General features: G+C 75.5%; 9 protein-coding genes. 7 read left to right on the top strand and 2 right to left on the bottom strand.

Annotation, left to right across the window (positions count from 1 at the left end):
* Positions 1-36 precede the first annotated feature (36 nt).
* Positions 37-1,176, bottom strand: a complete 1,140-nt coding sequence (locus ACFYZF_RS20010; RefSeq protein WP_387022843.1) for a cytochrome P450 — start codon at positions 1,174-1,176, stop codon at positions 37-39.
* Positions 1,177-1,616: 440 nt separating this feature from the next.
* Entirely contained in the window at positions 1,617-3,017 is a 1,401-nt protein-coding gene (gene sthA, locus ACFYZF_RS20005) for a Si-specific NAD(P)(+) transhydrogenase (RefSeq protein WP_387022841.1), read from the bottom strand.
* Positions 3,018-3,350: 333 nt separating this feature from the next.
* Between sthA and ACFYZF_RS20000 the strand changes: the two genes are divergently transcribed.
* From ACFYZF_RS20000 to ACFYZF_RS19970, 7 genes are read left to right on the top strand one after another with little or no spacing between them, the layout of a single operon-like run.
* Positions 3,351-7,715: a hypothetical protein gene (locus ACFYZF_RS20000; protein ID WP_387022839.1), complete on the top strand. Its 4,365-nt coding sequence runs from the start codon at positions 3,351-3,353 to the stop codon at positions 7,713-7,715.
* A 58-nt stretch (positions 7,716-7,773) separates the two neighbouring features.
* The gene (locus tag ACFYZF_RS19995) at positions 7,774-11,481 is read left to right on the top strand and encodes a DUF6603 domain-containing protein (protein ID WP_387022837.1); all 3,708 of its coding nucleotides are present in this window, start codon (positions 7,774-7,776) and stop codon (positions 11,479-11,481) included.
* Between the two features lies 1 nt (position 11,482).
* Complete coding sequence (locus ACFYZF_RS19990) at positions 11,483-16,447, top strand: hypothetical protein (RefSeq protein ID WP_387022835.1); 4,965 nt, start codon at positions 11,483-11,485, stop codon at positions 16,445-16,447.
* Positions 16,444-21,171, top strand: a complete 4,728-nt coding sequence (locus ACFYZF_RS19985) for a hypothetical protein (RefSeq protein WP_387022833.1) — start codon at positions 16,444-16,446, stop codon at positions 21,169-21,171. The genes ACFYZF_RS19990 and ACFYZF_RS19985 overlap by 4 nt, the downstream gene beginning before the upstream one ends.
* Positions 21,168-23,102 (top strand): hypothetical protein, encoded by a 1,935-nt coding sequence (locus ACFYZF_RS19980; RefSeq protein ID WP_387022831.1) that lies wholly within the window; start codon positions 21,168-21,170, stop codon positions 23,100-23,102. Before ACFYZF_RS19985 ends, ACFYZF_RS19980 begins: the two co-directional genes overlap by 4 nt.
* Positions 23,103-23,154: 52 nt before the next feature.
* Positions 23,155-25,032 (top strand): hypothetical protein, encoded by a 1,878-nt coding sequence (locus ACFYZF_RS19975; RefSeq protein ID WP_387022829.1) that lies wholly within the window; start codon positions 23,155-23,157, stop codon positions 25,030-25,032.
* 35 nt (positions 25,033-25,067) lie between these two features.
* Positions 25,068-26,063 (top strand): peptidoglycan-binding protein, encoded by a 996-nt coding sequence (locus ACFYZF_RS19970; protein ID WP_387022827.1) that lies wholly within the window; start codon positions 25,068-25,070, stop codon positions 26,061-26,063.
* Positions 26,064-26,172 lie beyond the last annotated feature (109 nt).

The raw sequence follows: 26,172 nt of genomic DNA, 5'->3' as shown, positions 1-26,172 counted from the left end.
GCTACGCACGACACCTCCGGTTGTTGTCGGGCACGGTCAGTCGGCCCGGTGCGACTGGCGCACCGATACGGGAAGCTCGGCCAGCCCGCGCAGGGTGGCCGTGGGTTCGTACGCAGCCGGGCCGGCCGGTGTGAGCCGCAGCCCGCCCGCGCGCAGCGCCCCCAGCACCTCGCGCAGTTGGTGGGTCGCCAGGCCGGCGCCCAGGCAGGCGTGCGCGCCCCGCCCGAAGGCCAGGTGCAGGCCCCTGCGCCGGGTCAGGCGCACGGCGTCGGGGTCGGGGAAGACCGCCGGGTCGCGGTTCGCCGCCGCGATGAACAGCACCAGCACGTCGCCCCGCCGCACCGCCTGCCCGCCGACGGCGTGGTCGCGTACGCACACCCGCGCGTCGGCCTGCACCGGGCCGTCCAACCGGATCAGCTCGTCGATGAGGGCCTCGTCGGTGTCCCGGGTCGCCGGGCCGGCCAGCAGCTCCGGGTGCCGGACGAGCCGGGCGAGGACGCCGCCCAGGAGCCGGCTGACCGACTCGTAACCGGCGTGCAGCACCGCGCGCAACGAGTTGGCCAGCACCGCGGCCGGCACGTCCTGAGCCCGTGCGGCGCGCCGGGCCGCCCCGACGAATCCCCGCTCGTCGGCGTCGGCCAGCCACTGCGTGACGAGCCGGCTCAGCTCAGCCCGCGCCTGGTTGCCCGGCTCCGCCCGGGCGGGTTCGATGCCGGCGTCCATGCTCCGCACGATCGCGTTGGACCACTGCTCGAACTCGGCGCCGTCGGGCGGCGGCACGCCCAGGAAGGCGGTGATCGTCCGCAGCGCGACGGGGCGCGCGAACCGGCTCACCAGGTCGACGGCCCCGGGCTGCCCGGACAGTTCGGAGAGTTGCCGCGCGGCGATCGTCGCGAACTGCTGTCGCACGGTGGTCAGCGGCTGCTCGTGCAATGCCGAAACGAGCAGGTGCCGAATGGCGCCGTGCTCGGGAGGATCGAGTGACTGCACGCTCAACTGGGTGTCCGGGATTTCGACACCGATCCGCCGGAAGTCGGAGCCGAAGTTCGTGGTGTCGCCGAGCACCTGTCGGCACTCCGCATACCCCGTGACGACCCAGGAATCCAGGAACTCGTGCCAGTGGACCGTATCCGTTTCCCGGAGTTCCCGGTAGAACGGGTACGGGTCCGCGATCACGGAAGGGGCCAGTGGATCGTAGATCGGGTCACGCACCGCAGCAGTGGCCTCGTCCGCCACAGGAGACGTCCCTTCCGAGGTGGTGGGCTGTTCGCGGGCACATGGCGCCGCGGCCGTCCGGACGCGCCGGACGGCCGCGGCAGCGCGACGTGTCAGTGGATGTAACGCATTTTGGTCCCCCTTCCGCTCGGCTTTCGGATCGTCGGTGAAGCTGACGGCGATCCGGCAGTAATCCGTGATACGGGTAGGACGAGGCCAGGAGTGCCACACCCCGAAACGGCGAAACGCCGAGATTAAGTTTCAGAGGGTGGGCGCCCCCGTGCCATTCGTCAACCTGCCACAGGAGCTTCGGGGTGTCAACGTTCGACGTCGAACAATGCGCCGACCTTCATATGGTGAACCTTGTGCGGTAAGTCCGACGTATAGCCGGGCCTCTTTTGCTAACCGTCGATCCTGCTGATGTTGCGGATCTTGTTGGACGCGTCCAGGGCGGCCACCTTGTACGCCTCGGCCAGGGTCGGATAGTTGAAGACCATGTCGACCAGGTAGTCGACCGTGCCGCCGCAGCCCATGACCGCCTGCCCGATGTGGACGATCTCGGTGGCACCGGTCCCGAACACGTGCACGCCGAGCAGGCGGCCGTCCGGCGAGACGAGCAGTTTCAGCATGCCGTACGAGTCGCCGACGATCTGGCCGCGGGCCAGCTCGCGGTAGCGCGCGACGCCGACCTCGAACGGCGTCGAGCTGTCGGTGAGCTGCTCCTCGGTCTTCCCGACGAAGCTGATCTCGGGAATCGTGTAGATGCCGATCGGCTGCAACTCGTGCAGCTCGCGGACCGGCTCGCCGCAGGCGTGCTGCGCCGCCAGCCGGCCCTGCTCCATCGACGTGGACGCCAGCGCGGGGAAGCCGATCACGTCACCGACCGCGTAGATGTGGTCCACCGCGGTGCGGTAGTTCGCGTCGACCGCGATCCGGCCGCGACGGTCTGCCGCCAGCCCGGCCGCCTCCAGCGCCAGGTCGTCGGTCTGGCCCTGCCGGCCGGCCGAGTACATGACGGTGTCCGCGACGATCTTCTTGCCGCTCTTCAGGACGCACAGCGCCGCGGTCTGGTGCTTCTCCACGGCGGCGACCTCCTCGCCGAAGCGGAACGTCACGGACAGGTCGCGCAGGTGGTACTTGAGCGACTCGACGACCTCCTCGTCGCAGAACTCGAGCATCCGGTCGCGGCGTTCCACCACGGTCACCTTGGTGCCGAGCGCGGCGAACATGGACGCGTACTCCATGCCGATCACGCCCGCGCCGACCACGACCATGCTGCGGGGCACGGCCTCGAGGTTGATGACGCCGTCGGAGTCGACGATCGTGCGGTCGTCGAAGTCGACGCTGTCCGGGCGGGCCGGACGGGTGCCCGCGGCGATGACGGCCCGGTCGAAGGTGATCCGGGACTCGTACCCGGAGCCGCCGTCCACCCAGATCGCGTGCGGGTCGGCGAACCGCCCGGTGCCGGTGATCAGCGCGACCCGGTTGCGGGCCAACTGGTTGCGGATGACGTCGGTCTGCCGGCTGATCACATGTTGGGTCCGGGCGGCCAGGTCGCTGACCGTGATGTCCTCCTTGACCCGGTAGCTGCTGCCGTACAGGTCCCGCTGGCTCATGCCGCTCAGGTAGAGCACGGCCTCGCGCAGCGTCTTGGAGGGGACGGTGCCGGTGTTGATGCACACCCCACCGATCATGTCGCGGCGGTCCACGATGGCGACCCGCCTGCCGAGCTTGGCGGCGGCGATCGCGGCCTTCTGACCGCTGGGCCCGGAGCCCAGCACCAACAGATCGTAGTCATACACGGCGTAAGCCTCGCAAGCTCACGCAACCCCCGCCAGTGAGGTCGGCAGCCGCTCATTCTGCACCGGGACGCCGCCGCCCGAACGGGCCGGGGGCCCGCTGCCCGTACGGCCGAGCGGCGGGTGTCCCGACCACCCGGGACACCCGTCTCTGGTGGACGGGCGCGACCGCCGGACAGACTGCCGTGCGCCGCTACCGCAGCGGCCGTGGCGCGTTCACCGTGCCGCGAATCAGCGGCCGCCGGCAGCGACGGGTGAGACTCCCCGCCGGCCCGCGCGGTGCACCGACCCACACGGCCGGATCCGGCTCGTGGAACTGCGAAAGGAACCTCGACGATGGACGCTCCGGGCGGACCACCCCACGTTGTCTGTGGGCCGATCGTGCGCCGGGTCGACCCGGGCAGCGTGGCGGTCTTCGTCGCCGTCCGGTCCGCCTGCACCGTCGCCCTCACCGTGTTCGAGGTGGGCCCCGGTCCGGACTTCACCCCGGGTGCCACGGTGGCCACGGGCAGCCGGGCCGCGGTCCGGCTCGGCGGCAACCTGTACGTGGCCACCGTCCAGGCCGTCGGTGGCCTCCAACAGGGCCGGCTCTACGGCTACGACCTGTCCTTCCCGGGCTCCGCCGGCGGCTGGCCGAGCCTGCTGGCCGCAGGGGCGGTGGCCGCCGACAGGACCGCCGCCCGAACGCTGCTCAGCTACGCCGGTGACCCGCTGACCAAGGGGGGCGCGCCCGAGTACCCCAGTTTCGTGACGCCCCCGGCGGACCCCGGACAGCTCCGGATCTTCCACGGGTCGTGCCGCAAGCCGCACGGCGAGGGCCACGACGCGCTGGCCGTGCTGGACCCGATCATCGCGGCGGCCGGCGGGAACCCGAGGCTCCGCCCGCACCAGCTGGTGCTCGGCGGTGACCAGATCTACGCCGACGACGTCGCCGACGTCCTGCTGGCCATGGTGCACGGGCACGACGCGGTCCCTGCCCGCGACGGGCTGCCGGCCGTACCGGCGTCGCCCGGCATCGGGGCCGCCCTGGGCCTGCCGCCGGAGCTGCTCCCCGACGGCTCCGCCAGCCCGCCCGCCGACCGGCTGTTCACCCCCGGCAACCGGGCAGTGACCCTGGCCCGGGACGCGAAGTTCACCTCCGGCGAGGCCGACAGCCACCTGATGTCGCTGCGCGAGTACGCCTGCATGTACCTGCTGACCTGGTCGGACCAGCTCTGGCCGGCGACGTACCCGAGGTTCGAGCACGTCTTCCCGGCCGACACCCGGATCCTGCGCGACCCGCAGAGCGGCGGACCCGGCGACACCGTCTACGACCGGCTGCTGGCCGGTCGCGCCTACGACGCCAGCAGCCAGCAGCAGAAGATCATCCACCGCTACCTGCGGTGGCGGGAACAGAGCCTGCGGCTGATGAACTTCCAGCGCGGGCTGGTGGCCGTGCGCCGGCTGCTGGCCAACGTGCCCACCTACATGGTCGCCGACGACCACGAGGTCACCGACGACTGGAACATGACCCGGGAGTTCGTCACCGGTGCCGTGATCACCTCCGAGCTGGGCCGGCGCGTCGTGCGCAACGCGATGGCCGCGTACGCGGTCTTCCAGGCCTGGGGTAACACGCCGGACCGGTTCGCCGAGCAGGGGGCGGCCGGCGAGCCGGGCCGGGACCTGCTGGCCGCGCTGAGCGGCTGGCTGGCCGCCCCGGGGGCGGTGGACGACCTGCGGCTGCGGGAACGCCTCGGCCTGCCCACCGCGGTCGGAACCGACGGTCGGCCGGTCCGCCCGGCCGGCGCGCTCACCTACCACTTCACGGTCACCTGGCCGCGCTACCAGCTCGTCGCCCTGGACACCCGCACCTGGCGGGAGTTCCCGGCCGGGGCCGAGCACCCCGGCGGGCTGCTGCTCGCCGACCACCCCCTCAACGAGATGATCAGCGGCGGCGGGGTGCTGGACGACGAGTCGGTCACCGTGCTGGCGCAGCCGGTCGCCGTGTTCGGCATGCCGTTGCTCGAACAGGTGGCCCAGCCCGCCATGAAGGCCCTCGCCGGCCGGTACGAGGCCGACGCCGAGGACGCGTGGATCACCAGCGACGCGGCCACCCACAAGTTCCTCGGCCGGCTGCTCTCCGCCGCCCCGCCCGGCCCCGACGGGGTCCGGCGTCGGCGGATCGTCATGCTCGGCGGCGACATCCACTTCGGCTCGGCCGAGCGGATCCGCTACTCCGCGACGCTGCCGTACGCCTGCGGCCCCGACCCGGCCCACCCCTTCCAGGGGGTCAACCGCACCGAGGGTGTGATCGCCGGCTTCGTCTCCAGCGCGTTGCGCAACGAGGTGTTCCTGACCCGCATGCTGCACGACGTCGGCTACGTGCCGCTGCTGGACAGCCTCGGCCGGATCGACCTGGTCGGCTGGGCCAACGAGGACGAGCAGCGGCAGGGCCGGCGCTTCCAGGCAGGGGTCCAGGCCACCGTGGCCGGCGACGCCGTCTCCGGATGGTGGGTCTCCGGTCGGCCAGCGATCAGCGAGTACGACCGGCTGAAGCTGCTCAGCCGCCCGCCGGAGTGGAGCATCCAGGTGCAGTTCGCCCACCACGACGAGGCCGACCCGACGGTCCGGCGGGACGGGGCACCGGAAGGCGTCCTGGACCCGACCGGGTTGCCCCGCGACCAGGCGCTGGCGCAGTACCTGGCCGCTGCCCGCAACCTCGACGGGTACCTCGGCAGGTGGGGCAACGGCAAGGAGATCGTCGGCCACAACAACCTCGGCGAGATCACCTTCGACTGGCCGGCGGGCGAGGGCAAGACGGCCACCCAGCGCCTCTGGTGGCACCTGCCCTCGGAGACCCGGGCCGCCGCGCTGACCAGTTACACCATCGACCTGTCGTACGGCTGCTCGCTGCTGGCCGACCCGCCGTACGGCTACGTGCTGCGCCCCGACGACCACGACGCCCGCTCCGGGGCCAAGGCGCACTACGACGGCGCCGACCGGCCGCCCGCCCTGGTCACCGACCGGTGGGTTACCCGGTTGCAGGCCGACCTGGCCACGCTGGGGTTCGGCCCGGCGCGCAACCCCGGCGAGTTCGACTCGACGACCTACTGGGCGGTGCGCGAGTTCCAGACGTACGCCCGCGCGGCCCGGGTCGCCCACGAACCCGCCGGGGCGACCGCCGCCCGGTACTCCGACCGGTTGGCGCCCGTCGACGTGCCGGAGGCCGAGCGCTATCCCGGACCGGTCAGCGGGGTGGCCGACCTGGCCACCCAGCTCGCCGTCCGGCACTGGCTGGACAAGCGCTGGCGCTGTCCGGTGGTGGTGGAGGCGTGGCAGGTCGCCGGCGGCAGCCCACAACAACTCGCCGCCGGAAACGTCTGGCACGCCGACACCGCCCACCCGGCCGACCAGCGGCTCTACTCGCGGGTGGTGACCGGCCGCCCGGCCGACGCCGGGCCCGCGCCGGCCAACCACCCCGAGCTGATCCCGCTGGGCGGCTGGAGCAGCCGGCCCGCCGCACCGCAGTGGGCCGGCCCGCTGGTCGAGCCGGTGGTCGAACTGCTCCCCGAGGCGCTGATCCCGCCAAGGGAGGGGGAGGCCGGCGTGCTGTCGCTCGCCGCGCTGGTCGCCGCCGCTGGCAGCGCCGACCCCGTGGTGGCCGACCCGGCCCGCCGCCGGCTGTCCACCTTCAAGGTGCTGCGGGCGGTCGCCGAGAACACCCGGCCCGGCTCCGCCGGCGGCTGGTTCGACGTGCTGGACGGCACCGACGCGGGGGTGCTGCGGATCGGCCCGTTCGGCTGGCCGGCGGACGGGCCCCGTGCGACGCCGGTGACCCTGCCGCCCCGGCCGGACTGGCGCACCGAACCCGGCCAGCTCTGGGCCTGGCTGGCCGCGTTGCGCGCCACCGACCGCGACGCGTACGAGGCCATGGGCGGGCTGGCCGGGTTGTCCGCGACGCCCGGCTGGGGCATCGACGGCAGCGCCCTGCTCCACCCCGAGCTGCGGGTCGGTCGGGCCCGACCCGCGATGAGCGACCACACCGGCGGCGCGGGCCAGCCGATCGAGAACGTCGTCGAGCTGCTCGACCTGCGCGGCTGGCACTGGGTGCACCGCTTCACGACGGGCCTGCGAACCCAGCCGGGAGTCCGGCACAGCATCTGGCGCTTCGCCCGCCAGGGCCTGCACGACCTGCTCAGCACCGCGTGGGATCCGCCCGGCGCGGCCCCGGTGACGGTGCCGGACGTGCCCGGCCCGGACGGCAATCCCCGCCGGGTCCGGGTCGGTGACCTGTTCACCTCGGAACGGGCGGTGGCCCAGCTCGCCTGCTGGCAGGCGTACCGCGCCGGACACCTCGTCGCCCTCGGGCCGCCGGTCGCCGGCGAGCCGCCCGAGCAGCGGACCGTGCCCCGCGCCGCCACCGAGCTGCGCACCGTGCTGACCGTGGCCCGGACCCTCGGGCCGGACTTCAGCGGCCCGCCCACCGGCTGGACCGACGCCCACGAGGCCGCCCTGATCACCGCGATCGGCCAGGTCGCCGGGGCCACGGCCGACGCCGAACTGCCCGCCGCGCTGGCCGCGGTGCGGGCCTGGCCGGCGTGGCCGGGCGGCACCACGTACCAGCTTCCGGTCGCCGCGCTGCCGGCGGCCGACCGGACGCTGTCGCCGCGGCGTGGCTCGCTGCGGCTGGACACCGGCGAACTGTCCCGGGTGACCGGATGAGTCCCCGCCGTTCCCGACGCGACGACGACCACCACCGCAGTGAAGGAGACCCGGACGCATGAGCGACGACGTCGAGCGGAACCGTAACGTCCTCGCCCTGCTCTGGGGCGAGCTCCGCACCCTGGCCGAGCCCGTGCTCGGCTCGTACGACCCGTGGCGGCGGGCCCGGCTGATGCGGGCGCTGGGCTGGGACCTGGAGGCGATCAGCGGGGTCGACGCGCACACGTTCGAGACGTGGGTCGGCACCGTCGGGACGGCGGTCGACACCCTGGACGCGGCGATCGCCGACGGCCTGCCCGACTCGCTGGCCGAGCTCAAGAAGATCGCCACCGCGGCCGGCACCGCGTTCGGGCAGGTCGGCACGCTGCCCCCGACGGTGCGCGGGAAGCTGCCCCCGGTGGACGGCCTGCCCGAGGCGCTGGTCGACGACCTGGTCGACCACCTGATCCTGACCTACCTGCTGCGCCGGGCACCCTGGACGGTGCCGCTGCTGACCCTGCTCGGCCTGGTCACCCCCGGCGTCGAGTTGCCGCCGAGCCCGCCGATGCCGGCCGGTGACGCGCCGATCCGGCTGCCCCGCCACCGTGACGAGCTGCACCTGGAGCGGCTCGTTGAGCTGGTCGCCGACCCCGGCGGGTACCTCAAGGACCTCTATGCGCCCGCCGGCTGGGACACCCCGGAAGCCGTCGAGGAACTGGCCGCGCGGCTGCTGCCCCGGCTGGCCGCGACGCTGCGCGCGTTCGGGGTGGACGCCGCGCACGGGGTGCGGCCGGGCATCGGCCCCGACCAGGGCGAGGCCGGGCTGCGGCTGGCCGACGGGCTGCTCCGGGTCCGGTTCGCCGTCGCCGGGCCGCCCGGCGGCGGGGAGCCGGCCGCGCTCACCGGACAGCCGGGACCGCACCCGCTGGCCGGCCCGGCGGACGCCGACGCCGACGCGGACGCGGACGCCCAGCTCCACCTCGGCGTCACCCTCGCCCTGGCCTGCTGGGACGGCCTGCTCACCGGGATCGTCGCCCCCACCGGCGAGGCGCACCTCGAAGGCGCGCTCGGTCGGTGGAACGTCGCCGTCGACCTGGCCGGGGCCGGCCCGGCCATCGCGATCAACTCGGCCGGCGTGACGGTCGCCGGCGGCGGACCGGCGGTGAAGTTCTCCGCCGAGGTCGCCCGGATCGCGCCCAAGGACGAGCCCGGCTGGGTCATCGGCGCGCCCGACGGCACCCACCTGGCCATCGGGCAGCTCGTGCTGCGCGGCCGGGCGGCGCTCGGCACCGGCCGCGACGACATCGAGCTGATGCTCGCCGCCGGCCGCGCCGAACTGGTGGTCAAGGCCGGTGACGGCGACGGCCTGCTGGCCCGGCTCCTGCCGGCCGACGGCCTGCGGTTCGGCTTCGACCTCGGCCTCGGCTGGTCGCTGCGGACCGGCCTGCACCTGTCCGGGGCCGCCGCGCTGACCGCCGAGTACCCGATGCACCTCTCGCTGCGCGGCGTACACCTGGAGGGGCTGCGGGTCGCGCTCGCGGCCAGCACGCACACCGCCAGCGTCGGCCTGACCGTCACCACCACCGTCCGGGCCGAGATCGGTCCGCTGCACGCGGTCGTGGAGAACATCGGCATCCGCGCCGACCTGACCTTCCCGCCCGCGTTGCCGGCCGGCACCGGCAACCTCGGCGGCGCCGACCTGGTGCCCCGCTTCAAGGCCCCGGACGGGGTGGGGCTGCGGATCGACAACGGCTTCGTCAACGGCGGCGGCTACCTGTTCATCGACGAGCCACGCGGCATGTACGCCGGGGCGCTCCAGTTGGGCATCGCCGCCAAGGACGGGCTGTCGCCGATGCGGGGCTTCCTGCTCCAGGCCACCGCGATCCTCAACACCCGCAACCCGGACGGCAGCCGACTGGCCGAGGCCGACGGCGAGCACACCTTCTCGATGCTCGTCGTCGGCACCTTCCAGTGGTACCCGGGGCTGATGCTGTTCTGGGGCATCTCGATCACCGGCCTGGGCCTGGTGGTCGGGCACAACCGGCGCAGCAACCCCGAGGAGGTCCGCAACGCCGCCCGCGCCGGAACCCTGGACTCGCTGCTGTTCCCCGAGGACGCGGTGGGCCGCGCCCCGGCGGTGATCGCCACGCTGAGCCGGATCTTCCCGGTGGACCCCACGGGCACCGTGCTCGGCGCGATGGTCCGGCTGAACTTCCTCTCCGGGCAGATCGTCGCGGACCTGGCCGTGCTGGTCGAGTTCCCCGACCCGGTCCGGGTACTGCTGCTCGGCAGGCTGGTCATCGACTTCCGGCCGGCCGGTCGGCTCCGGCTGGACTCGGTCGGCATCGTCGACGTGGCCCGCAAGGAGATCAGCCTCGACGCGGCCCTGATCGACTCCAACCTGTTCGGCCAGCCGGTCTCCGGCGAGATGGCCCTGCGGGCCCGGTGGGGCGGGGACAAGTCGTTCGCCCTGTCGATCGGCGGGTTCCACCCGAGGTTCTGCCCGCCGGCCGGCTTCCCGGCGCTCAAGCGGTTCGAGATCAAGCTGCTGAAGCTGGGCAAGGGGATCAAGCTCAACGCGTACCTTGCGGTCACCAGCAACACCGCCCAGTTCGGCGCCGAACTGCTGATGCGCTTCGAGGCGGCCGGGTTCGTCCTCGACGGCCGGGCCTGGCTGGACGTGCTGTTCCAGTTCAAGCCGTTCTGGTTCACCGCCGAGATCGGCGCGTACGTCGCCCTGACCTACGACGGCACCGAGCTGCTGGTCATCCGGCTGTTCATCGGGGTGAGCGGCCCCGGCCCCTGGCGGGCCTGGGGCGAGGCGCGCATCAAGTTCCTGTGGTGGGAGGTGTCGGCCAAGCTCGACTGGACCGACGGGAAGAAGTACGACCAGCCCGAACCCACCTACCTGGAAGCCGCGGACCTGCTCCAGCCGGCCCTGTCCACCCCGGACGCCTGGGAGATCCGGGCCGCCGCCGTCGGGGCCGAACCGGTGGCCCTACGGGCGGTCGAGGACACCGGGGGAGCGCTGCTGCTCTCCCCGGGGGCCGCCCTCGGCGTACGCCAGAACGTCCTTCCCCTCGGCGTCGAGTTGCAGCGGATCGGCACCTCCCGCCTGCGTGGCCCGAACCGGTTCACCCTCACCGAGGTCAGCGCCGGCACCGGCGACGCCACGGTACGCGGCACCCTCGGCGCGCCGATCCTCGACGACTTCGCCCCCGGCCAGTTCCGCGACCTGACCCCCGAGCAACGGGTGCTCACCCCGGGCTTCGAACGGCTGGAGGCCGGCCGCGGGGTGGCCCTGCCGGACGGCACCGCCCTGCCGGTGGACGGCAGCACCGTGTTCGCCGGGCTCGACGGCGACGGCGCCTACGACCGGGTGATCATCGACGACCCCGACGACGCCGGCCGGGAGATGCCGGCGGCGGCGCACCCGCTGTCGGCCGCCGACGCCGTACCGGGCGGGCTGCTGGCCCTGTTCGCCGCCACCGGCCCGGCCGCCAACGCCCGCGCCCGCACCAGCGGGGCGGCCCGGTTCACCGGCGCCGGCCTCGGCCTGCGCGACGCCGGACCGTCCTGGCTGGCCGGCCGGGGCACCCCGTACCCCGCCGCCCGGCGGGCCCGTCAGGCCCCCGCCCGGGTCCGCCCACCGGTGACCACCCTGCCCACCGCGACCCAGGCCACCGAGGTGGCCCCCGGGGGCGACCGCGGTCGGCTGATTCGCCGGGCCGGCGTCCACGTGCCCGAACCGACCATCGTCCTGCCCGAACCCGAGAAGGTGTCCTGACATGGGTGGCCTCCGCTTCCTGCCCTGGGTACGCGACGGCGTCGCCCGGCTCGTCTCCGAACCCGACCCGCTCACCGGTCCGCTGCCGGCCACCCGGTCCGAGGTGACGCTCTCGGTGACCGCGCGCGGCACCGGCCCCGCCGGGGTCGACCCGGTGGACGTCGTCGGCACCACCACCGCGCTGCTGCACGGACCTGGTGACGTGACCGGCCTCGACGGCCAGCAGATCATCCGCAGCCACCCGGCGGCGGGCGCGGACAACGTCGACGGGACGCTGTTCGCGGCGGTCGAGTTCGACCGGCCCGACCTGCCCTGGCTGTACACCCCGGCGAAGCCCGACCCGCAGGGCCGGCTGCGGCCCTGGCTGGTCCTCGTCGTCGTCCCGGTGGGCCCGCAGGGCCGGCTGGAGACGGCGGCGGGGCAACCGCTGGCCCGGCTGGGCACCATCGTCGGGCAGCTGCCCGACCTCGCCGAGTCCTGGGCCTGGGCGCACGCCCAGGTGCTGGTCGTCACGGAGAACGAGGACGTCGCCGACGTCATCGCCGACGCACCGGAGCGCACCCTGTCCCGGCTGGTCTGCCCCCGGCGGCTGGACCCGGACACCGACTACCTGGCCGCCGTCGTGCCGGCCTTCGACGCCGGCGTGCGCGCCGGACTGGGCCTGTCGCTCGACGACGGCCCGCTGGTGCCGGCCTGGGGCCCCGGCTCCCCGGCGGCCGATCCGCAGGCCCCGATCGTCCTGCCGGTCTACCACCACTGGACCTTCCGCACCGGCCCGGACGGCGACTTCGAGTCGCTGGCCCGGCGGCTGCGTGGCCGGGCCCTGCCGGCGGACGTCGGCCGGCAGCCGGTGGACGTCGGCGCCGCCGGCGGCGGGCTGCCGGACCTTGAGCCGGCCGGCGTGGAGGGCCGCTCCGTGCTGGCCTTCGAGGGCGCGCTCGCCTCGCCCGCGATGACCCCCACCGTCTGGCAGCCGGCCGCCGCCGGGCCCTGGCAGGCCCGCATGACCGAGCTGCTGGCGCACGTCGAGGACTGGCTCACCCCACCGCTGTACGGCGAGATCCACAGCAGGCAGGGGCAGGTGCCACCGCCGGGGAGCGAGCCGCGGTGGCTGGCCGGGCTGAACCTCGACCCGCGCTACCGGGCGGCGGCGGCGCTGGGCACCCGGGTGATCCAGAAACACCAGGAGGACCTGGCCGCCGCCGCCTGGCAGCGGGCCGCCGAGCTGCGCGAGGTCAACGAGCAACTGCTGCGCGGGCAGGCCGCCCGGGACAGCGCCGCCGCCCTGTTCGCCAAGCGGGTGGACCCGGCCGCGCCGGGGAACGCCCTCGGTGACGACCAGCTCGTCGCGCTGGCCCGGCCGGTGCACGACCTGGTCGCGGCCCCGGCCGCGACCGGGCTGGCCGGCTCCGGCGCGGCCCCGGTCGAGTCGCTGGACGAGCTGCTCGACGGCAACGCCGGCGCCCGGGCGGCCACCAGCGCGCCGTTCCGCCGGTTGGCCCGCCCGCGCGGTCCGCTGGCCCGCCGGCTGCGCCCCGCCGCGCCGTCGTCGTCGGCGCTGCTGCGGCTGGCCGGCGGGGCGAGCCCGGTGCCACCGGCCCGGATCCCGGCCGGCGGCATCGTCTTCGACACCCTGGTCCCGCCCGGGCAGGGCATCGCCCGGCTGACCCGGGCCGCCATCGAGGCTGCCGGCCGGAACCCGTGGTGGCACACCGCCGCCACCTGGGCCCCGGCGGCCTGGGCCCCGGCCGCGACGGACGATCCGGTCACCACGCTGGCCAGCAACGGTGGCGACCTGCTAGGCCCGGACCGGTTCTTCGTCGCCGCCGCCGACGGCCGGTTGTTCGAACGCCGCCGGCTCGACGGCGTCTGGACCTGGCGGGACCACGGCGCCCCGGCCGGTACCCAGGTCGTCACCTCCGGCGCCACCGTGGCCCCCGACCGGGTGTACGTGCGTACCCGCGACAGCCGGCTCTACGAGCGCCGCTACGACGGCGACCGCTGGGTGTGGACGGACTGCGGCAGCCCACCCGGCGGCACGGCAAGCCGGCCCACCGCCCGGGGCATCGACGTCTTCATGCTCGGCCCGAGCGGTGACCTGTACCGCTTCGGCACCGTGGCCCGGACCTGGGCGTCACTGGGCCGCCCACAGCTCGCCACCGGAGAGCGGTTGTGGGGCTCGCCGCGCCCGACCCCGGCCGGCGTGTTCGTGGCCACCACCGCCCAGCGGCTGTTCGTCCACGACGGGCAGTGGAGCCTGGTCGCCGACGGCCCCGGCCAACCGCCGCCGATCTGGGGCTCCCCGGCGGCGTACCACACCTTCAGCCATCCCCGGGCCGACGGCTTCGGCTACCTCACCCCGACCGGCGAGCTGGTCACCCGGGTGCCCGGCTGGGGTGGGTTCCTCAACCACGGCCGGGTCTCCTTCCGCGCGCCGCTGCCGCAGAACCTGCGGATCGTTTCGCTGGGCCAGCAGACCGTGGCCAGCGGCCACGACGAGGAGCCGGAGCTGCTCGTCCTGGCCCACCCCGAGGCCGACCCGGCCGACCTGCGGCTGTACGGCCGTTACCAGTGGCGCAACGACGAGACCGGGGTCTACTCCTGGTCCTGGGAGGAGATCGGCCGGCCGGCCAACGGGATCGCGGCGCACCGGCCCGGCCCGGTCACCGGTGACGACCGCGACGGGGAGGTCTTCGTCCGGACCGCCGATGGGCGGCTGGCCGCGTACTCCTGGGGCAACCGGGGCGGCGGGTGGGTCGACCACGGCACCCCGGCCGATCCCCGGGGCGCCGGCCCGGACGCCGCCCCGGCCCCGGCCCACGTCCGTTTCGCGCCCCGGGTCGGCCTGCTCTCCTCGCTGCTGGTGTCGTACACGGTCGACGAGGGGGCCGGCAGCCGGATCCGCTCGCAGGCCGCCCACCACCTGGGCGAGGACGGCGTGCTGCGGGAGAACACCCTCACCGCGGCGGCGGCCGGACCGTTCACCGGCGTGCCGGCGGTGGCCACCGCGGTGACCGCCGCGCCGCTCACCGGGGGCCGGCCGTCGCAGCTGTTCGCGGTGGCGGTCCTGGCCGGCAACGTGCCCGGCACCCGCCGACTGGCCTACTGGGTGGGCAGCGGGATCGGCGCCGACGGTGCCGCCACCGGCGGCTGGGCCGGCCCGTACGACCTGCCCGACCCGGTCGGCGGGTACGCCGGCGCGCTCGACGTCACCGTCGCCGACCTGGACGGCGACGGGTCACCCGAACTCGTCGTCGGCTACGCCATCGACGGCCCCGACGCCGCCGCGAACCGGGTGTACTACCGGGTCGGCTGGGGGCTGGACACGGCCGGCCGGGTCACCCGGGGCTGGACCGACTCGCTGCCCACCCCGTACACCTTCAAGGCGATCCGCTCGGTCAGCGTCGACGTGGTCGACATGACCGGGGACCAGGTGCCGGACCTGCTGGTCTTCGTGGCCGGCGAGAACACCGCCGGGCAGAAGGTGGCCCGGTACTTCACCGGCCGGGGCGTCAACCGGCGCGGCCGGATCGCCGACGCCGGGTGGACCAGCCCGCTGCCGGTCGGCGGCGAGGCGGAGGTGGCGGCGGGCGTCGCCGCAGGCGTCGCGGTCGTCGACGTCAGCGGTACCCGTCGGCCCGACCTGGTGGTGGCGCACCGCTCCCGGGTGGGTGTGCTCACCACCAGGGTCGGCTTCGACCTGGACCCGGCCGGCGTGCCGGTGGTCTGGAGCCCGCCGCAGGACATCCCCGGGGCGGCGGACGCGGCGGCCGGGCGCGGGTGCGGCCTGCTCGTCGCCGACCTGCGTACCGACCTGGTGACCGCCCGCGCCACGATGGGCGACCGGTTCATGGCCGCCGCCGCGAACCACCAGGACCGGCTGGCCCCGGCCCAGGCGTTGGCCGTCGACCCGAAGCCGCCGACGGTGCCGCTCGGCCCGGCGGCCGGCGCGGTACGTGCCACGCTCCGCCCGGAGACCGCGGTCGCCGGTGAGGTGCTGGCCGGCCTGAGTGTCGGCGGTGAACTCCTGGCTGACGCGCTGCCGGACACCGGGGACCCGCTGCGCCGGCTGCTCGCCGGGATCACCTTCGATGTGCCCAGCTACGAACTGCTGCGCGGGCTGTCCCAGGAGCACGTGGTGCCGAACCTGCCGGCGGTGGCGCCGGAGACGATGACCGCGCTGGCCGCCAACCCCAGGTTCATCGAGGCGTTCCTGGTCGGGCTCAACCACGAGATGAGCCGGGAGATGCTGTGGCGTGGCTTCCCCGCCGACCCCCGGCAGACCTGGTTCCGGCAGTTCTGGGACGTCCGCGGCGCGGTGTCGGCCGGTGCGCCGTTGACCGACATACCGCCGTTGACCGACGCGGCCTGGCTCACCGGCCCGCTCGGCAGCCACCTGACCGCGGTCGGCGCCCCCGGCGAGCAGTCCCTGGTCCTGGTCATCCGGGGCGAGGTGCTGCGCCGCTTCCCGTCCACCGTGGTCACCATGCGCCGCGCCCGCTGGACCGGGCCGCAGCGGCGGGAACCGACCGGGGTGGACCTGCCGCCGATCTTCAACGCCTGGCTCTCCCCGGACCTGCTGCTGTTCGGCTTCCCGTACACCGCCGACGAGGCCCGTGGCGCGACCGACCAGGCGCTCGGCGATCCCGGCTACTTCTTCGTCCTGCGGGAGCAGCCCACCGCGCCCCGGTTCGGCCTGGACGCCGAGCCGGACGACTGGCCGGAGTCGGACCCGCCCGACATCCCCGCCTGGGCCGGCGAGCACTGGGACGACCTGCACTGGGGCCACCTGCCCGGTGGAGCGCTGTTCCTCTCCCCGTACGCGCCGGGCTTCCCGGGCACGGCGGTGGACGGTGCGGTGTTCGGCCGCAACGCCGCCGACATGGCCCGGGTGGCGCTGCAACGGCCCGTCATGCTCGCCCGCCACGCCAGTGACCTGCTGCTCACGCCGGAGACCCAACCATGACCGTCACCCCCCGCCGCTCAGTCGGCACCACCTCCGCCGCCCCGGCCGCCCCGCCGCCGCTGTCCGACGCGCTCACCGGCACCCCGTGGACGCTGTCCACCGGGTACCCGGTGGCGCTGCTGCCGGTCCGGCTGGAGACCCGGTTCGCCGGCGCCACCCTGCGGATCAGGGTCTACCCCGACCAGATCCACATCGACGGCCACGAGCCCCGGCTGACCGACGACGAGGTGGCGGCCGGCCGGGCGTACTGGCTCGGCCCGACCGCCGACGGCGACCCGGCGTCGCCCGGCGTCGACGGTCCGGTCGACGGTCCGGTCGACGGTCCGGTCGACGGTCCGGTCGACGGTCCGCTGCGGGCCCCGCCCGGCGCGGAGGCCTGGACCGAGCTGGTCCGGCGGTTCGGGGCGACCCGGGCCGGCTGGATCGCCCGGGTGATGGAGCCCGACCCGGCCACCGGCGAACTGCCCGATCCGCTGCGCCGGCCGGCGCCGTGGTGCGAACCGGCCCGGGTCCGGCTGCTGCCGACCCGCTGGTACGCGGTGGGCCGCACGACCGGCAACACACTGTTCACCGGTGTCTCCGGGCCGGTCACCCGCGACCTGGCCGCCGGGCCGACCCCGGTGCCGCCCGGTGGCCCGGCGTCCGGGCCCCCGATCGGGACGGGCACGGCCGAGTCGCCCCCGGTCGACGAGGGCATGCGCTGGATGGTCGACTACCCGGCCGCGGTGGCCGCCGGAATGGCCTTCGCCGTCGACGTACCCACCGACGGTGCCGGCCGGCCCCAACCGGTGGACCGCCTGCTGGTCTTCGGCGTCGACGCCGACACCGCGCCGGACATCTCCGCAGCGCGGCTGGACCGGCTGCTGGAGGCCCACGCCGCCACCGACGGGCTGGCCTTCCTGCCACCGGGCACCCCGACCAACAACACCGAGACGGTCACCGTGGCCGAGCGCTCCCCGGTCGCCCCGGTCACCGGCACGGACGCGGTACCCGGCGGCACCGGGCCGCAGGTCGAGAACGCCGCCGCCCTGGCCGGCCGGGCCCTGGCCGTACCGCTCAGCGCCGGGCCGGCCGAGTCGACCCCGACCGCGGGCGCACCGCCCCAGCCGGACGCCGAGGACCTGGCGACCGTCCGCCGCCGGGCGGTACGCCCCGACGCGCCGACCGCGCTGGCCCGTGCCGCCGCAGCCGACCGGGACGAACGCCGGCTGGCCCGACTGGTCCGCCGGGCCCTCTGGCCGGCCGGACCGGGCAGCATGCTGCGGCACCTGCTGCCGGTGGCCACCCCGGCCGAGCAGCGCAAGTTGCGCGCCCACTTCGTCGAGCACCTGCACCCGGAGGGGCCGTTGCCCACCCTGCGGATCGGCGCGCAGCCCTACGGACTGCTGCCGGTGGCGGCGCTGCGCGGCTGGCAGCCGGCCAGCCCCGCCGAGGCACGCGCGGTCACCGTGCTGCGCAACCTCTGGCAGCAGGTCTGGCTGGCCGCCCCGGCGCCCCGGATCCGGCCCGGGCTGGCCGACCCCGAGCAGACCATGGTGGAGATCCTGGCCACCGACGCCCGGGTGCTGGAGGTCCGTGCCCGCAGCGTGCTCGGCAACGAGTACGTGAGCTGGCTGTGGCGCTTCGCCCGGCTCGACCTCGGCCCGGGCTGGCGGCAGCAGGTCGTCGAACCCGGCCGCGCGCTGCTGGCCGCACTCGGCCTGGGCGGACCGGTCGACCCCCGGTTGTCCCTGGCGGTCTTCGCCAAGGGCGCCTTCGCGCTGGGCACCCCGCTGGTGGCCGCACCCGGTCAGGACCGGGCCGGCCGGATCCGCGCCTACCTCGCCGCGCTCGCCGCCGTGGGCCTGCGCGGCGACCAGATCCCGGCGGCACCCGCCTCGGCGGGGCCGGTGCCGCTGTTCCACCGGCTGCTGCGGGCGGCGCTGATCGCCGAACACTCGGCCGCCGCGGACCTGCTCGCCGAGGCCGCCGGGCTGCCGGCCGCCGCCGAGATCCCCGAGCCGGAACTGATCGACATCCGGCCGGGCGAGGTAACCCCGACGCTGCGCCGACGGCTGGCGGTCACCGTGCCCGGCACCGGCGGCAGGAGCGTGGGCGAGTACCTCGCCGCCGCAGCCGGGGACGACGACACCCGGCACCGGCTGGCAACCGCCGACCTGCGCGGACTACGCGACGCGCTGGACGATCTGGCGACCGGGCTGGCCCCCACCGGGGGTGACCCGGCGGCCCTGGACCCGGACGACCTGGACCGGTACGTCGCCGGGGCGCTCGGGCTCACCGCACACCGACTGGACGCCTGGATCACCTCGCTGGCCAGCACCCGGCTGGACCGGCTGGTCGCCACCCGGCCGGCCGGGACGCCCGACGGGGTGCACGTCGGCGCGTACGGCTGGCTCACCGACCTGCACCCGGCGCCGCCGCCCACGCTGGTCGACCGGCCCGCACACGTACCGGACACCGCCGCGCCCCCACAGCTCGTGGCGGCCCCGGCCGGCGCCGGCCACGTACACGCCCCGTCGCCGGCACAGGCGGTCACCGCCGCGGTGCTGCGCAGCGCGTGGCGCTCGCACGGCGGCGGCGACGACAACCCCGTCGCGGTCGACCTCTCCTCGCGCCGGGTCCGGCTGGCCGGGCAGCTCCTCGCCGGCATGCGCGACGGGCAGGCGCTGGGCGAACTGCTCGGCTACCGCTTCGAACGCGGCCTGCACGATCACCCGGGCGGCCCGCTCGACCAGTACATCCCGCTGTTCCGCCGGCTGGCCCCGGTCCGCGCGCACCGGGTCGACCCGAACGGGGACGGCCCGCCGGACATCGTCGGCACCGTCGCGTCCACCGCCGTCGCCGACGGGTTGGAACTGCACCGGCTGCACCGGGCCGGCGCGCTCGCCACCGAGCTGGCGAAGCTGCCCGGCAGCGCCCGGATCGCCGTCGGTGAGGTGCTCACCGAGCTGGCCGACCACGCCGACGCGGTGGCCGACGCCCTGCTCGCCGAGGGCGTGCACCAGCTCGCCGTGGGCGACATGGACCGCGCCGCCGCGGCGGTGGACGTCGCCTCCGGCGCGGCCACCACCCCGCCCGAGCTGCACTTCACCCGCACCCCGGCCAGCGGGGTGAGCGTCACCCACCGGGTCGCCGTGCTGTTCAACCTCGACGGCCGGTTCGCCAACCGACGCGCGGACTGGCCGGCCGGCCAGTCCACGCAGCCCCGGATCATCGCCGCCGCGGTCGACGCGCTGACCGCCGCGCTGCTGCCGCCCGCCAACCGGGTGTGTTGGCGGGCGCGCTGGCACGCGCCGGACGGCGTCGTCGTCACCGACCACGTCGTGGGCAGCCTGGACCGCCTCCAGGCGGCGGCGGTGGACCACCTCGCCGCACCGCCGCATCCGGGGGCCCCGGCCGGCACCGACCTGGACCGACGGATCGAAATGGTCTCCTGGAGCCGCCTCGCGCCGTCCCAGGTGACCCCCGAGTGGCGGTTGGAGCTGGACTACGGCCGGGGACCCGGCTGGCCGGCCTCCCGGGTCAGCCTGGCCGAGTTCCTCGCCGCGGTCGCGGCCCTGCGCGACCTGTTCGGCCGGGGCCGGCAACTGCTCGCTGCCGACCTGGGCACCGACTCCGACGCGCCCGCGCAGGTCGACGACGCCACCCGGCACCAGGCCACCGAGCTGTGGCAGCGCGCCCTCGACACCGCCACCGGGCTGCGTGCCGCCGGCAGCCCGGACGACCCGGGCTGGAACGAGACCACCGTGCACACCCTGCTGCGGACGGCCGCCGGCTTCGGGATCGTCGGGGTGCTCCCGCCGTTGCCGGGGACCGGCGCCGCCACCGCGGCGGAGGCCGCCCGGTCCGCCGGGGACGAGCTGGCCCGCCGGGTCGCCGCGCACTGCCGGCTGGTGGCTGAGGCGCGCCGACGCACCCCGTGCCCGGTGGGCGGCTGCGTCTGCGACCCGGAGACCGACTTCGACACCCCGACCGCGCCGCCGGCGGACCGGCGCGAGCTGCACGTCGCCCGGATCCGGGCGCTGCTCGGCGCCGACATGCCGGTGCTGTCGGCCAGCCGGGCCCCGGACCCGGCCGCGCTGACCACCGCGCTCGCCGCCAGCGACGCCCTCCAGGGCGGCTCGCCCCACCCGGTACGGCGCTGGCTGGCCCGCTACGGCCGGGTCCGCCCGGCGGTGGGCCGGTTGCAGGAGGTGCTGACCTACGCCGACGCGCTCGGCGCGGGCGGGGTGGTGCGGGTGCCGGCGCGGGTCCGGGTCGCCCAGCTGCCGTACCAGGCCGGCGACCGGTGGGTGGGTGAGGCCGCGCCGCGGCCGGACAGCCAGCCGACCTCGCTGGTCCTGGTCAGCCTCGGCGACCTCGACCTCACCCAGCCGGTGCACGGCCTGCTCGTCGACGAGTGGACCGAGGTGGTGCCGGCGGCCACGACGCGGACCGGGCTGACCTTCGAGTACGACGCGCCGGCCGCCGCCGCCGGCCAGGCGGTGCTGCTGGCGGTCAGCGCCGACGGCGCCGCGACCTGGCAGCCGGCGGGGCTCGCCCAGGCCGTCGAGGAGACCCTCGACCTGGCCGTCGCCCGGGTCACCGACCTCGACTCGCTCGGTGCCGGCGGGCAGTACCTGCCCGCGTTCTACCTGCCGACCAACGTCGCCGAGGCGGCGACCACCACCGACTTCGTACCGGACGCGGCACCCGTCGCGCCGGGTGAGCAGGAGGGCCGATGAGCCACCTCGTGCACGACAACCAGGTGGCGCCGGACGCCGGGCCGCCGGCCGCCGGCCCGGACACGCCGCAGGACCCGCCGGGGTCGGTGACCACCTGGACCCGGCTGGAGCCGCGTACCCGGCGCGGCGACCTGAGCCCGGCGCTGGAGGCGCGCATCGCCGACCCGCTGTGGCTGCTCGCCCGGCAGTGGCAGCTGGGCGAGTTCACCGGCGAGGACGCCGGCTCGCCGGTGGTCGCCCGGGTGCACGCCGAGGTGACCCCGTTCACCCGGTACCGCCCGGGAGTCGCCTCGGGCAGCACCATCGGGCTGCCGTCCGGCATCCCGCTGGAGGCGCTCGTCGAGCGGGAGGGCGCGGCCACCGCCGACGACCTGCGCCTCTCGGCGGAGACCGGCCAGCAGTTCCTGCGGCTGCTGGCCGAGGCCGGCGCCGGCGAACTGGGCCCGGCGGTCGCCGACCGCTACCGGATCCCCGCGGCGCCCCCGGACGCCCCGTCGGCGGCCGACGCGGGCACGGTCGGCTACCTGCGGGTGGTCGCCGGCCGGGTGCCGCACGGCGACCTGCTGCTGCGCGCCTGTGCGGCCGGGACGGTCGAGGACGACCTGCCGGTGCCGCCGGCGCTGGCCGGCGCGCTGCGTACCGCGATCACCGGCTGGCTGGCCTGGCTCGGGGTGCCGCCCCGCCCGCCCGGCCCGCCCGGGGGGTACCTGTTGCAGCTACCGGCGGTCATCGCGCCGGGGGTCGACCCCCGGCCGGACACGCCACCGTGGCCACCGGCCGACTTCCACCCGCTGATCAGCGTGGCGGGGCTGGAGGGCACCGCCTGGCAGCGGGAGCGGATGGAGTACGAGTTTTCCGTCGGCGCCGCCGGATCGGCCGGTGAGCTGGTGCTCGCCGCCCGGGAGTACGACGGTGACCGGCTGGACTGGTACCACTTCGACCACGCGCCGGTCGACACCCTGCAGGCGCAACCGGCCAGCCAGCAACTGGTCCGGATCACCCTGCCCACCCCGGTCGGCTACGCCGGGATGCCGGCCACCCGGTTCTGGGAGATGGAGGACTCCCGGATCAACCTGGGCCAGGTCGGCGCGGGCGCCGGTGACCTGGCCCGGATGTTCCTGCTCGAGTACGGCCTGGTCTACGCCAACGACCACTTCATCGTCCCGCTGGAGTTGCCGGTCGGCTCGGCCACCCGGATCCGGTCGCTGATCGTCACGGACACGTTCGGCACCCGGACCCTGGTGCCGGCGGCCCCCGGCGGGCGGGGCTGGGCGTTGTTCCGGCCGTCCGGCGCCGTCACCGACGGGCCCGCCGACGTGCTCGTCCTGCCCGCGACGGCCGCCGCCACCCTGGACTCCGAGCCGGTCGAGGAGGTCCGGTTCGGCCGGGACGAGATGGCGAACCTGGCCTGGGCGATCGAGCGTACGGTGACCGGCGCGACCGGCCGGGCGATCGACCGCAGCGCGCAGGTCGCCCGGCCCGCTGTGCCGGCCCGCCCGCCGGTGCCCGACCCGCCGCCGGTCGACCCGGCGACCGGCCGCCCCGTGGTCGTGCCCGAGCTGTCCTACGCCTTCGCCACCACCGTGCCGGAGAACTGGGTGCCGCTCGTGCCCACCCCGCTGGCCGGCGACCCGACCGCGGTGCGGCTGCGGCGGGTGCCGATCCAGCAGCCGACCCGCGACGGGCCGCCGGTCCCGGTGCTCGGGCACAGCCGGGTGCTCGACTGGCGGCCGGGCCCCGGCGGTGCCGGGGTGGTCGAACTGGCCGTGCCCGAGGAGGAGATCGGCCGCGCCGGGGTCCGGGTGCTGCGCCGGTGGCAGTTGGCCCGTGGCGTGGACGGCTCGGTGCACCTGTGGCTCGGCCGCTCCCGGCACGCCACCGGCGGCGACGTCTCCAGCGGCCTGCGCTACGACGCCGTGGAACCCCGATGAGCCCTGCCGCCCCGCCCGTATCCACCGATCTCGACACCGCGCGGAGAAACCGATGACGATCAACTGGAAGAACGACGTGCCGCTGCCGATGGCCCGGCCCCGGTACTACGACCACCAGTACCTGCGGGCCGCCGACCTGGCCCAGGCGGTGGACTACCTGCTGTCCCGCCAGCACCTCACCGCCCGGCTGCGGCAGCCGGTCGGGGTGGTCAGCGGGCTGGAGCTCACCGCGACCGGGGGCGACGTCACGGTCGCCGAGGGCGCGGCGGTCGACGCCGACGGGCTGCTCATCGTGGTGCCCGCCAGCCGCCGGGTGAGCCCGCCCGGCGACGGCACTTTCCACGTCACCCTGCGTTACCTGGAGACGCTGACCGACCGGCGCGACGAGGGCGGGGTGGCCGCCGAGACCCGGTGGACCGAGGAGGGCCGGGTGGAGCTGACCAGCGCCCCGCCGGTCGACCCGGGGCGTGCGATCGTGCTCGGCCGGGTGGTCCGCAGCCAGGGCGTGGTGACCGTGCAGGCCACCGGCCGGCTGGTCGCCGGCCTGCGGGTGCCGGCCGGGGCGATCGTGCCGTCCGTCGGCAACTCGCCGCAGGCCGGCATCCAGTTCCCCGCCAACGCCGGGGGCGGGGTGGGCGATGAGGCGTTCATCCGCTACTGGGCGGTGGCCGGCGAGAACACCGTCCTGCGGATCGGCAACAACAACGACCCCGACGACGCGATCACCTTCCACCAGGCCGGCGCGGACCGGCTGCGGATCAGCCAGAGCATGCTGCACCTGGGCAGCCTCGACGGCACCGCCGTGCAGGCCGACCAGGTGGTCGGCGGCCTCGGCTTCTGGGGGCCCGGCGTCCAGCACGGGCAGCTCTCCTTCCGGGCCGGCCGCGGCTTCGAACTGGTCAACCGCAGCAGCGACACCCCCTCGTTGGGCTACCCGCTGCACAGCCGCCCGTACGCGGACCTGGAGGTGCAGGAGTTGCGGGCCGCCCGGGTCCGCGGACGCGGCGGGCTGAACCTGCTCAGCGACGGCCAGGTGGCGGTCCGGGCCGGTGCCGGGCTTTTCGTGGTCAAGGAGGCCGGCGCCAGCGGGGACCTGACCGTGCAGGGGGCGCTCGGGGTGGGCGGGAACGTCCACCTCCCGGCCTCGGGATATCTCCTCGGGGCCGGCCGGCTGCACCTGACCGGCCCGGAGCGGCTGTACCTGCTCAACACCCAGGGCGTGTACGTCGGGCACGGCGGCAGCTCCGAGCCGGACGCGGGCTGCCTGTGGGTGGAGAAGCGGGGCCTGATCGGCGGCGACCTGCAGGTCAACGGCCGGCTCGGGGTGAAGACGAGCCCGAACTCGATTCCCGACTGGAGCGGCGGGGGCGTCAGCACCTTCGACCTGTTCGTGTCCGGGGCGATGTACGCCGGGCCGGCCGGCGGCCCGTACCCGATCTCGTTGGAGGCCGCCTCCGGCAAGATCGTGGGCCGGACCAAGCAGTTCGTCATCGACCACCCGCTCGACGACCCGGCCGACCCGGACCGCCGGCTGCTGGTGCACGCCGCGTTGGAGGGCCCCGAGAACGGCGTCTACTACCGGGGCGAGGGGCGGCTCGTCGACGGGGTCGCCACCGTCGACCTGCCCGAGTACTTCGAGGCGCTGACCCGGCTGGAGGGCCGCACCGTCCAGCTCACCCCGGTCTTCGACGACGACGAGCCGGTGTCGCCGCTGGCGGCGTCCCGGGTCACCGCCGGCGAGTTCCGGGTCCGCACCGTCGACGGGTCGAAGGCGTCGCACGCCTTCTACTGGCAGGTCTCGGCGATCCGCGCGGACCTCGACCCGTTGGTGGCCGAGGTGCCCGCCGCCGCGCCGCACACCGTCCGGCCCGCCCCGGCCGGCACCGATCCGACGCCCGAGCAGGCGTCGGCGACCCCCACCGCCGCGTGACGACCCCACCGGCGATCAGCAGAGAGGAGCACGAGGTGGACGCGGTGATCGAACAGGTCGACGTCGACCGGACCCCGGAGGACGACGATCCGGGCAGCCGCATCGGGGAGGCGGTCGAGTACGACCTCTTCGCATCCGAGGAGGAGCCGTCGCCGGAGCCAGCCGGGCTCGTGGCGTACCACCTGGCGCCGACGCTGCGGCTGTTGCGCGACGAGATCGACCGGCGCTGGCCGCACCGGGACCGTGCCTCGGACGGCTGGATCGGCGACGCCGCCCACCAGGCCGGCACCTCCGACCACAACCCCGACGCGGACGACCGCTCGGTCAACGCGCTCGACGTCGACCGGGACGGCATCGACCCGCCGCTGGTGATCCGCAAGTGCATCGCGCACCCGTCCACCCAGTACGTGATCTTCAACCGGACGATCTGGAGCCGGACGCGGGGCTTCACCCCGGCCCGGTACACCGGCAGCAACCCGCACGACAAGCACCTGCACGTCAGCGTCAGCCACACCCCGTCGGCGGAGCGGAGCGACCGGAGCTGGGGGATCGTCACCGCGCCCGTGCCGAAGCTCGGTGACCGGGTGCTGCGGCGCGGCAGCCGGGGCAGCGACGTGCGCGAGTTGCAGACCGTCGCCGGCCGGCTGGGCGCCAGGCTGGCCGTCGACGGGGACTTCGGGGTCGCCACCGAGGCGTGGGTGCGTACCTTCCAGCAGGCCCGGAAGCTGGCGGTGGACGGCGTCGTCGGCCCGTGGACGGTCGCCGCCCTGCGCGAGGCCACCACGCCGCCCGCGCCGACGCCGGCCGGGCGGACGCCCGGCTCGCGCACCCTGCGTCGGGGGACGAACGGCGACGACGTGGCCTTCGTCCAGCGGTTCGTGGGGGAGCGGCGGTGCGGCCGGGCGACCGGCGCCTTCGACGCTCGGACGGAGGCCGGCGTGCGCTGGTACCAGGGGATGCGCGGGATCACGGTCGACGGGGTCGTCGGTCCGCAGACCTGGCGGCAGATGCAGGTCAAGGTCGGCTACTGACCCTCGGAACGGGTACGGCGGTCACCCGGGACCGCCGTACCCGTTCCCGCCGTCCCGGGAACGGTCACTTCGCCGCGATGTCCTCGTTTGCCAGAACGGCAAATTTACT

The organism is Micromonospora sp. NPDC001898 (assembly GCF_042891255.1).
In the GTDB taxonomy this organism is placed as follows: Bacteria; Actinomycetota; Actinomycetes; order Mycobacteriales; family Micromonosporaceae; genus Micromonospora.
This window is presented reverse-complemented; position numbering and strand designations above follow the sequence as displayed.